The sequence below is a fragment of the Microbispora sp. GKU 823 genome (genome assembly GCF_002027145.1).
In the GTDB taxonomy this organism is placed as follows: Bacteria; Actinomycetota; Actinomycetes; order Streptosporangiales; family Streptosporangiaceae; genus Microbispora; species Microbispora siamensis.
This window is the reverse complement of the sequence record NZ_MWJN01000175.1, coordinates 1-9,288: the sequence shown is the minus strand read 5'-3', so window position 1 is coordinate 9,288 and position 9,288 is coordinate 1. Positions and strand designations below refer to the sequence as shown.

Sequence of the window (9,288 nt, the reverse complement as noted above, 5' to 3'; positions counted from 1 at the left end):
CGGCAGATCCTCGAACTGATCGGCGAGGGCCTGACCAACCGCCAGATCGGCGAGCGGATGTTCCTGGCCGAGAAGACGGTCAAGAACTACGTGTCCAACCTGCTGAGCAAGCTCGACATGCAGCGCCGCACCCAGGCCGCCGCGCTCGCCGCCCGCCTCAAGGCCGGGCAGGAGCGCTGAGCCGGGCCGATCGACGTCGACGACGGGACCTTCGTCCCTAACCCGCGTGGCGGTCGATCCCTCAGGCTTGCAGACATGAAGCTCGACTCGGCCGGCCTGGAGATCCTCAGCGGAGGGGAATGCCTGGACCTGCTGGCCTCCGCCCCCATCGGCAGGATCGTCTTCACCGATCGTGCCCTCCCCGCCGTCCAGCCGGTCAACTTCTGCCTGCTCGACGGGAACATCGTCATCCGCACCGCCCCCGGTTCGAAGCTCGCCGCCGCGGCGCGCAACGCCGTCGTGGCCTTCGAGGCCGACGACTTCGACGCGACGTTCCGTACGGGCTGGTCGGTGACCGCGGTCGGGCACGCCCGCGCGGTCTGCGACCCGGAGGAGATCGCCCGCCTGTCGGCGCTGCCGCTCACGCCGTGGGTGCCCGGAACCCGTGACCACTTCATCGTGATGGCCCCCGAGCAGATCTCCGGCCGCCGGCTCAACCGATAGCACCCGCGAAGAGCGCCCGCCTCGTCTCCCGAGGCGGGCGTTCTCGCGTGCGTCAGCGGGTGACCGTCAGCCGGCGGCGGAACACCCAGTAGGTCCACGCCTGGTAGGCGAGGACCACGGGGGTGAAGATCGCCGCGACCCAGGTCATGACGCCCAGCGTGTACGGCGTGGACGCCGCGTTGTGGACGGTCAGGCTGTTGGCGGGGTCGAGCGCGGGCATGACGTCCGGCCACAGACCGCCGAAGAGCGTGACGGTGACCGCGACGACGGCGGCCGCGTTGGCCGCGAAGGCCCAGCCGTCACGGCCGCGCAGCGTCGCGACGAGCGCGCCGGCGATTCCGGCGGCGGCGACCGCCACGCTCGCCCAGGTGCCCGCGGTGCCGGTCATGAGCTGCGTGACCAGCAGGAACGCCCCGCCCAGCACGAGGGCGGCCAGACCGGTCCAGCGGGCGGCCGTCCTGGCCCGCTCCCTCAGCTCGCCGGTGGTCTTGAGCGCGGTGAACACGGCGCCGTGCAGGGTGAACAGCGCCAGCGTGGCCGCGCCGCCGAGCAGCGCGTACGGGTTGAGCAGGTCGAGCGGGCCGCCGGTGTACTCGTGCCGGGCGTCCAGCGGGACCCCGCGCACGATGTTGGCGAAGGCCACGCCCCACAGGAAGGCCGGGCCGAGCGAGCCCCAGAAGAACGCGCGGTCCCAGCCCCGGGTGCTGTCGCTCTTCGAGCGGTACTCCAGGGCGACCCCGCGCACGATCAGGGCCAGCAGGACCAGGAAGAGCGGCAGGTAGAAGCCGCTGAACAGGGTGGCGTACCACTCGGGGAAGGCAGCGAAGGTGGCGCCGCCCGCGACCAGCAGCCAGACCTCGTTGCCGTCCCAGACCGGGCCGATGGCGCGCACGAGCGTGCCGCGCTCCGCCTCGTCGCGGCCGAGGAACGGCAGCAGGACGCCGACGCCGAAGTCGAATCCCTCCAGCACGAAGTAGCCCGTCCACAGGACGGCGATGAGCAGGAACCAGACGGTGGTGAGTTCCATGGATGCGTCCTTCAGTACGACAGGGCCGGGAGGGCGGGCTCGTCCTGGTGGACCGCGTCCTCGGGCTCGGGCCCCTTGCGGATGAACTTCAGCAGCAGGCGGACCTCGATGACCGCGAGCACGGCGTAGACCAGAGTGAAGCCGACCAGGGTGGTGGCGACCTCGCCGACGTCGGAGCCGGGCGAGACGGCCGCGGCGGTCCGCATGACGCCGAACACGGTCCACGGCTGGCGGCCCATCTCGGTGAAGATCCACCCGAGCGTGTTGGCCAGGAACGGCAGCCCGATGCCGAGCACGCCGATCCGGTAGAACCAGGGGCTGCCGGGCAGTCCGCGGCGGCGGGTCAGCCACAGCCCGGCCAGCGCCAGCAGCCCGGCCAGCGCGCCGAAGCCGATCATCAGGCGGAACGACCAGTACGCGAGGCCGACGACGGGCCGGTAGTCGCCGGGGCCGTACGTCTTCTCGTACCTCGCCTGGATGTCGTTGATGCCCTCGACCTTCCCGTCCAGGGTGTTGGTGGACAGCAGGCTCAGGCCGTAGGGGATCTGGATGTTGATGTGGTTGCGGCCGTTCTCCACGTCGCCGACGGCGAAGATCGAAAAGCCCGCGGAGGTCTCGTCCTCCCACAGGGCCTCGGCGGCGGCCATCTTCATCGGCTGCTGCTTCGTCATGATCTGCGCCTGCCAGTGGCCGCTCAGCATCACTCCAGCCGACGCGACGAGCGTGACCGCCAGGGCGGCGCGGGCCGAGGCGCGGAACAGGTCCACCTCACGCCTGCGCGCGAGCTGCCAGGCGCTCACGCCGATGACGAACGCGCCTGCCGTCACGAACGCGCCGAAGATGACATGGGGAAACGCCGCGAGCGTGGTCGAGTTGGTCAGCACCGCCCAGATGTCGGTGAGCTCCGCGCGCCCGGTGGCCGGGTTGAGCCGGTAGCCGACCGGGTGCTGCATCCAGGAGTTGGCGGCGAGGATGAAGTACGCCGAGATGTTCGTGCCGATCGCGGCCAGCCAGATGGTCGCGAGGTGGACTCTCTTCGGCAGCTTGTCCCAGCCGAATATCCACAGGCCCAGGAAGGTGGACTCCAGGAAGAAGGCCATCAGCCCTTCCATCGCGAGCGGCGCGCCGAACACGTCGCCGACGAACCGCGAGTAGGCGCTCCAGTTCATCCCGAACTGGAACTCCTGGACGATGCCGGTGACCACGCCCATCGCGAAGTTGATCAGGAACAGGCGGCCCCAGAACTTCGTCATCCGCAGGTACGCCGCGTTGCCCGTACGGTGCCAGGCCGTTTGGAATCCGGCCACGAGAACCGACAGGCCGATCGTGAGCGGTACGAACAGGAAGTGGTAGACGGTCGTGATGCCGAACTGCCACCGGGACAGATCCAGGACGTCCATGCGGGCTCCACACGCTGATGAGGGACGTCTGAAGCCTGGCCCAGCCCCGGACCACGGCCCCAGGGCTACCGGACCCGCCCCGCGAGGACCTTGGTCACTTCGTGGGAAATGATGGGGGCGTGCGTGCCCGTCCCGTCTCCCCGTCCCTGCTCGTGGAGGAACTCGCCGACCTGATCGCCGACCGGCCGCGCGACGCGTGGGTGCGTGTCGCCGTGGACGGCGCCCCCGCCGCCGAACCGGGACGGCTGGCCGACGACCTGGTGGAGCCGCTGCGCCTGCGCGGACGGGAGGTCCTGCGGGTGCCCGCGGCCGGGTTCCTGCGCCCGGCCTCGCTGCGGCTGGAGTTCGGCCGGACCGACCCCGACGTGTTCTACGACGAGTGGCTGGACGTGGGCGGCCTCGTCCGCGAGGTGCTCGGGCCGCTGGAGCCGGGCCGTACGGGCAGGCGTACGGGCAGGGTGCTGCCCTCGCTGTGGGACAGCGTGCGCGACCGGGCCACCCGCGCGGACTACGTGACGCTGAAGCCGGGCGGGGTCGTGCTGCTCGACGGCGCGCTGCTGCTCGGACGCGGCCTGCCGTTCGACCTGACCGTCCACCTGTCCATGTCGGCCGCCGCGCTGGCCCGCCGCACACCGCCCGAGGAGCGGTGGACGCTGCCCGCCTACGAGCGGTACGAGCGCGAGACCGGCCCGGTGCGGGCCGCCGACGTGGCCGTCCGCGTCGAGGACCCGCGCCACCCCGCCGTGATCAGTCGTTAGAGCCCGTACGCCTCCAGCAGGCGCAGCCACACCTCGCTGACGGTCGGGTACGCCGGGACGGCGTGCCACAGGTCGTCCAGGGTCACCCCGGCGGTGACCGCGATCGTCGCGGCGTGCAGCAGTTCGGCCGCCCCCGGAGCCACGAACGTCACACCGAGCAGCACCCGGCGGCGCTCGTCGACCACCGCCTTGGCCCTGCCCCGGTAGCCGTCGCCGAGGAGGTAGCCCCCGGCCACCTGCTCCATGTCGTACTCCACGACCCGCACGTCGAAGCCCTCGGCGCGGGCCTGCGCCTCCGTGCGGCCCACCGCGCACACCTGCGGATCGGTGAAGACCACCTGGGGCGCCCCGGCGCGGTCCGCGCGGTCGCGCATCCCCGGCCGGTCGTCCGCCTCGCCCCGGGCACGGGCGACGATCACGTCCGCGGCCATCCGCGCCTGGTATTTGCCCATGTGGGTGAGGAGCGCGAGGCCGTTGACGTCCCCCGCCGCGTAGAGCCAGCCGTCCGCCACGCCGGTGGCCCGCATGCTCTCGTCCACCTTGATCGGACCGGACTCCGGCAGCCCGACCGAGGCCAGGCCGAGGTCGCCGGTGGCGGACCGGCGACCGGCGGCGACCAGGATCTCGTCCGCGGTGATCGTCCCCCCGCTCGCGAGCCGCACCGTGACCTCGCCGCCCGGCTCCGGCCGCTCGACCTTCTCCGCGCTCTCGTGCGTGCGGATGTCGACCCCCTGCTCCGCCAGCGACCGCGCGACCGCCTCCCCGGCGAAGGGCTCCATCCTCGTCAGCAGCTCGCCGCCCCGGACGAGCATCGTGACCTCCCGGGCCCCGAGCCCGCGCATGGCCTGGGCCATCTCGCACGCGACCACACCGCCGCCGATCACCACGAGCCGCTCCGGTACGGCACGCACACCGGTCGCCTCACGGTTCGTCCACGGCTCGGCCGCGGCGAGACCGGCCACGGGCGGGATCACCGGGCGGCTCCCGGTGGCCAGCACGACGGCGTGGTTCGCGACGAGCGTCCGGGTGCCGCCGTCGGACGTCGTGACCTCGACCCGCCGGGGGCCGGCGAGCCGTCCCGTGCCGCGTACGAGCGTCACGCCCGCCGAGTCGAGCCACCGGGCCTGTCCCGCGTCGTCGTAGTGCGAGACCACGGCGTCACGCCGGGCCAGCACCGCGGCGGCGTCGATCGGCCGGCCCTCGCCTGCGCCCTCCAGCCGCAGCCCCGTGACCCGGCCCACCTCTCCCGCGAGGTCCACCGGCCGCAGGAGCGCCTTGCTCGGCATGCAGGCCCAGTAGGAGCACTCCCCTCCCGCCAGCTCGCTCTCCACGATGACGGTGCTCAGCCCGGCCGCCGCCACCCGTCCCGCGGCGACCTCGCCCGTCGGACCAGCGCCAATCACGATCACATCGAAGACTTCCACGGGCTCCACCCTGTCACGGGTGCTGCCGTGACGTGGAGACGAGCCCCCCCTTCGTAGGCGGCGATGACCAGCTGGGCCCGGTCGCGCGCGCCGAGCTTGGCGAGCAGGTGACCGATGTGGGTCTTCACGGTGGCCGTGCTCACATGCAGGTGCGCGGCGATCTCCAGGTTGGACAGGCCGCGCGCGACGAGCGTGAGCACCTCACGCTCGCGGCCGGTCAGCCCGTCGAGCACGGGACCGGGTCGAGGCCGGTCCGCGGCGGTCCGGGTGAACTGTGTGAACTGGGCAAACTGTGTGAACTGGGTAAACTGGGCGATCAGCCGCCGCGTCACGCTCGGCGCCAGCAGCCCCTCGCCCGCGGCGATCACGCGGATCGCGGCCAGCAGGTCGGCGGGCGGGGTGTTCTTCAGCAGGAATCCGCTCGCCCCGGCCCGCAGTCCCGCGTAGACGTACTCGTCGAGGTCGAACGTGGTGAGGATCAGCACCTTCGCGCCCGATGCCTCAGCGCATATGCGCCGGGTCGCCTCGATGCCGTCCATGCCGGGCATGCGCACGTCCATCAGCACGACGTCGGGACGCTCGGCGCGGGCCAGTTCGACGGCCCGCGCCCCGGTGCCCGCCTCGCCGACCGCGACCAGCCCCGGCGTGCTGTCGACCAGCAGGCGCAGGCTGCCGCGCAGCAGTTCCTGGTCGTCGGCGAGCAGCACCCGGATCGGCTCGGGCTCGTTCACGTCCTCTCCTCTTCCAGCGGCAGGCGGGCGAGCACGCGGAACCCGCCGCCGGGCAGCGGGCCGGCCGTGAAGACCCCGCCGTACGCCGCGACGCGCTCGCGCATGCCGATCAGGCCGTGCCCCGGCGGACCGGCGGGCAGGACCCGGCGGCCCGGCCCGTCGTCGGTCACCTCGACCCGCACCTGTCCTCCCTCGTCGTCCACGAGGACCCGGCAGGCCGCCGGGGCCGCGTGCCTGACCACGTTGGTGACGGCCTCCTGGACGATCCGGTGGACCGCCAGCTCCAGCGCCGGGGGCAGGTCGACCGTCACCCGCACGTCCAGCTCCACCCGTACGCCCGCGGCCGCCGCACGCTCGGCGATGTCCGGCAGCGCCGCGAGGCCCGGCGCCGGGGACAGCGCGCCGGTGTCGGCTCCGGTGTCCCCGGTGTCGGCTCCGGGGGCCGTACGCAGCACGCCGAGCATGTGCCGCATCTCGGTCAGCGCCTGCCTGCTCGTGGTCTCGATCACCCGCAGCGCCTCCAGCGCCTCCTCCGGCCGCCGGTCGGCCACGTGCGCGGCGACCCCGGCCTTGACCCCGATGAGGCTGAGCGTGTGGGAGACCACGTCGTGCATCTCCCTGGCGATGCGCAATCGCTCCTCGGTCACCGCGTGCTCGGCGGCCTGCTCGGCCCGGCGCGCGGCGTACGCCCGGCGCTCCCGCACCGCCCGCCCGATCGTCCACGCGCCGCCCAGCGCGAGCGAGCCGAGCACGACGGTCTCCACGATCCGCCTGGCCTCCGGAGCGGCCGCCACGCCGCCGAGCACCGCCAGCTGCAGCGCCCCGACGGTCAGCGCGCCGATCACCGCAGTCGGCTCCCACCGGCGCCGCCGCGTGGTGAGCGCGACCGGATAGAGCGCGTACGCCGCGGCGGCCAGCGGTTCCCGCGCGACGCCGAGCGCCATGGCCGCCACGGACGCGACCGCGACGAGGCAGAAGACCGGCAGCGGCCACCGCCGCCTGACCGCGAGCGGCAGCGTCATCGCGGCGACCAGGGCCCAGGCCGCCGCGCTGTGCCGGTCTGGGGAGTTGACGACCAGCACGAAGGCGTACCCCAGCCCGGCCAGCACGTCGAGCGCGACCAGTTCCCGGGGGCGCAGCGGCCGGGGGAACAACGGCCGCACGTCCGGATCGTCCACGCGCCCACGCTAGCTTTACGCGCGCACGCCCGCCTCCTGCCCCGGTCTGTCATGCCACGGTCTGAGACGCGTCCGGCAGATCGCACCGCGCTCCGACGCGGGGAACGGGCGGCCCGCGAGACCGTCGGGACATGATCGAAGTCAGAGAGCTGACCAAGCGCTTCGGACGCACGGTCGCCGTGGACGGGCTGACGTTCCACGTGAAACCAGGCCGCGTGACCGGGTTCCTCGGGCCGAACGGCGCGGGCAAGTCCACGACCATGCGGGTGATCCTCGGCCTGGACCGCCCGGCGAGCGGCGAGGCGCTGGTGAGTGGCCGCCGCTACGACCGGCTCCGCCACCCGATGCGGGAGGTGGGCGCGCTCCTGGACGCCGGCGCCGTCCAGGGCGGCCGTACGCCCCTCGGGCACCTCGGCTGGATGGCCCGCGCCAACCGCATCGGCCGGGACCGGGTCGTGTCCGTCATCGAGCAGGTGGGCCTGGCCGGTGTGGCCCGCAAGCGGATCGCAGGATTCTCGCTCGGCATGCGCCAGCGCCTCGGGATCGCCGCCGCGCTCCTCGGCGACCCCGCGGTGCTGCTGCTCGACGAGCCGGTCAACGGCCTCGATCCGGACGGCGTGCGCTGGATCCGCGAACTGCTCCGCGGCCTCGCCGCCGAGGGACGCACGGTGCTCCTGTCGAGCCACCTGATGAGCGAGATGGAGCTCACCGCCGACCATCTGGTCGTCATCGGCCGTGGGCGGCTCATCGCGGACACCCCGATGCGGGAGCTGACCGCCGTACGGGACGTGTTCGTCCGCAGCAGCCGCGCCGGTGACCTCGCCGCCGCACTGTCGGCCGCGGGCGGAACGGTCACGGCCGAGGACGGCGGGGGCCTGTCGGTGCGCGGCCTCGACCAGGCGGAGATCGGCGACCTCGCCGCCCGGCACGCGATCCCCCTCCACGAGGTCACCCCGCGCGGCGCATCCCTGGAGGAGACCTACATGCGGCTCACGGCAGAGGGGACGGACCGGTGATCGACGCACTCGCCGCCGAATGGCTCAAGCTCCGCACCCTCCGGTCCACCTCCCTCGTCCTCGGCGTCGTCGGCGTCGTCGTCGCCCTCATGGCCCTGCTGGCCTGGTACGCCGCCCACCTGTGGGACGGCCTGCCGCCCGGTCAGCGCGACCGCCTCGAGGTGTCGTCGCTGCCCGAGCTCGCCAACTGGCTCGCCTCGCTGTGCCTGGCCGTGCTGGGCGTCCTCGCCTTCTCCGGCGAGTTCGGCACGGGCATGATCCGCACCACGTTCACCGTGCTGCCGTCACGCGGGCGGGTGCTCGCCGCCAAGGCCGGCGTCGTCGCGGTCGTGGCCTTCTGCACGGGGCTCGCGGCCGTGCTCGCGACGCACGCCGCCGGGCGGCTCATCATCGGTGACCGGCCCATCCGGGGGCAGTCGGCCGAGGCGCTGAGCCGGCAGATGCCGCTCTTCCTCGCGTTGAGCCTGTCCATCGCGATGTTCGCGCTGCTCGGCCTGTGCCTGGCCGCGATCACCCGCTCGGCCGTCGCCGCCGTCGCCACACTCGTGGCGGTCTGGTACGTGGTCCCGATCATCGTCAACAACATCCCGGCGCCCTGGAACGAACGCATCGGCTCGATCCTCCCGGGCGCCCTGGCGGGCCAGCTGGCCGGCACAGGCAACCCTCACTCGCTCGGCGGCGCGCTCCTGTCGCCCCTTGCCGCGCTCGCGGTGATGGCCGCCTGGGTGGCGGTGCCGTACGCGGCGGCCGCCGTCCTGCTGGCCCGCAGGGACGCCTGACGGATCAGCTCGCGCTCAACGGCACGCAGGCCCCGGTGGTCGCGGTGGCAGGCTTCGCGTCCGTGCCCGCGTTCGCGTCGAGGGACACCTTGGCCGTGAGCGAGAGGGTCAGGGGCAGGGTGAGACCGGGCGTGCAGGCGGGAGCGCACGTCGCGGGCGCCGGGGCCGGCTGCACGACCGGCTTCACGACGGGCTTCTCGACGGGCTTCACGACGGGCTTCACGACGGGCTTCGGCGCGGGCGTGGGCGCGGGCTTCACGACCGGGCTTCACGACGGGCTTCGGCGCAGGCGTGGGCGCGGGCTTCACGACC

Annotated in this window: 11 protein-coding genes; 6 read left to right on the top strand and 5 right to left on the bottom strand. The window is 73.3% G+C overall.

Features of this window, described 5'->3' with window-relative positions:
* Positions 1–180: response regulator transcription factor (locus tag B1L11_RS42955; RefSeq protein WP_143737964.1), on the top strand; the 180-nt coding region annotated here is incomplete at its 5' end.
* Positions 181–255: 75 nt separating this feature from the next.
* Positions 256–663 (top strand): pyridoxamine 5'-phosphate oxidase family protein, encoded by a 408-nt coding sequence (locus B1L11_RS42950; protein WP_079320904.1) that lies wholly within the window; start codon positions 256–258, stop codon positions 661–663.
* Positions 664–715: 52 nt separating this feature from the next.
* Here B1L11_RS42950 and cydB read toward each other — a convergent pair whose 3' ends face one another.
* Positions 716–1,690: a cytochrome d ubiquinol oxidase subunit II gene (cydB, locus tag B1L11_RS42945; RefSeq protein WP_079320903.1), complete on the bottom strand. Its 975-nt coding sequence runs from the start codon at positions 1,688–1,690 to the stop codon at positions 716–718.
* Positions 1,691–1,701: 11 nt separating this feature from the next.
* Complete coding sequence (locus B1L11_RS42940; protein WP_079320902.1) at positions 1,702–3,090, bottom strand: cytochrome ubiquinol oxidase subunit I; 1,389 nt, start codon at positions 3,088–3,090, stop codon at positions 1,702–1,704.
* Positions 3,091–3,209: 119 nt separating this feature from the next.
* Here B1L11_RS42940 and B1L11_RS42935 point away from each other — a divergent pair, with 119 nt between their 5' ends.
* On the top strand, positions 3,210–3,848 hold the full coding sequence (locus tag B1L11_RS42935; RefSeq protein WP_079320901.1) for a uridine kinase: 639 nt from the start codon (positions 3,210–3,212) through the stop codon (positions 3,846–3,848).
* Here the strand turns inward: B1L11_RS42935 and B1L11_RS42930 are convergent.
* Genes B1L11_RS42930 through B1L11_RS42920 form a run of 3 tightly spaced genes read right to left on the bottom strand, consistent with a single transcriptional unit; the run spans position 3,845 to position 7,181 of the window.
* Complete coding sequence (locus B1L11_RS42930) at positions 3,845–5,272, bottom strand: NAD(P)/FAD-dependent oxidoreductase (RefSeq protein ID WP_218671674.1); 1,428 nt, start codon at positions 5,270–5,272, stop codon at positions 3,845–3,847. The two genes, B1L11_RS42935 and B1L11_RS42930, sit on opposite strands and share 4 nt — an antisense overlap.
* A complete protein-coding gene (locus tag B1L11_RS42925; RefSeq protein WP_079320899.1) occupies positions 5,254–6,003 on the bottom strand; it encodes a response regulator transcription factor in 750 nt (249 codons plus the stop codon). The genes B1L11_RS42930 and B1L11_RS42925 overlap by 19 nt, the downstream gene beginning before the upstream one ends.
* Positions 6,000–7,181: a sensor histidine kinase gene (locus B1L11_RS42920; protein WP_079320898.1), complete on the bottom strand. Its 1,182-nt coding sequence runs from the start codon at positions 7,179–7,181 to the stop codon at positions 6,000–6,002. The genes B1L11_RS42925 and B1L11_RS42920 overlap by 4 nt, the downstream gene beginning before the upstream one ends.
* A 131-nt stretch (positions 7,182–7,312) precedes the next feature.
* Between B1L11_RS42920 and B1L11_RS42915 the strand changes: the two genes are divergently transcribed.
* The 3 genes from B1L11_RS42915 to B1L11_RS49295 form a co-directional block, all read left to right on the top strand.
* Positions 7,313–8,197 (top strand): ABC transporter ATP-binding protein, encoded by an 885-nt coding sequence (locus B1L11_RS42915; RefSeq protein WP_079320897.1) that lies wholly within the window; start codon positions 7,313–7,315, stop codon positions 8,195–8,197.
* Positions 8,194–8,976 carry an ABC transporter permease gene (locus B1L11_RS42910; protein WP_179155587.1) on the top strand — a complete coding sequence of 261 codons (783 nt, stop codon included), beginning with the start codon at positions 8,194–8,196 and terminating at the stop codon, positions 8,974–8,976. The genes B1L11_RS42915 and B1L11_RS42910 overlap by 4 nt, the downstream gene beginning before the upstream one ends.
* Positions 8,977–9,071: 95 nt before the next feature.
* The coding region (locus B1L11_RS49295; RefSeq protein ID WP_218671673.1) for a hypothetical protein at positions 9,072–9,288 on the top strand (217 nt) is incomplete at its 3' end.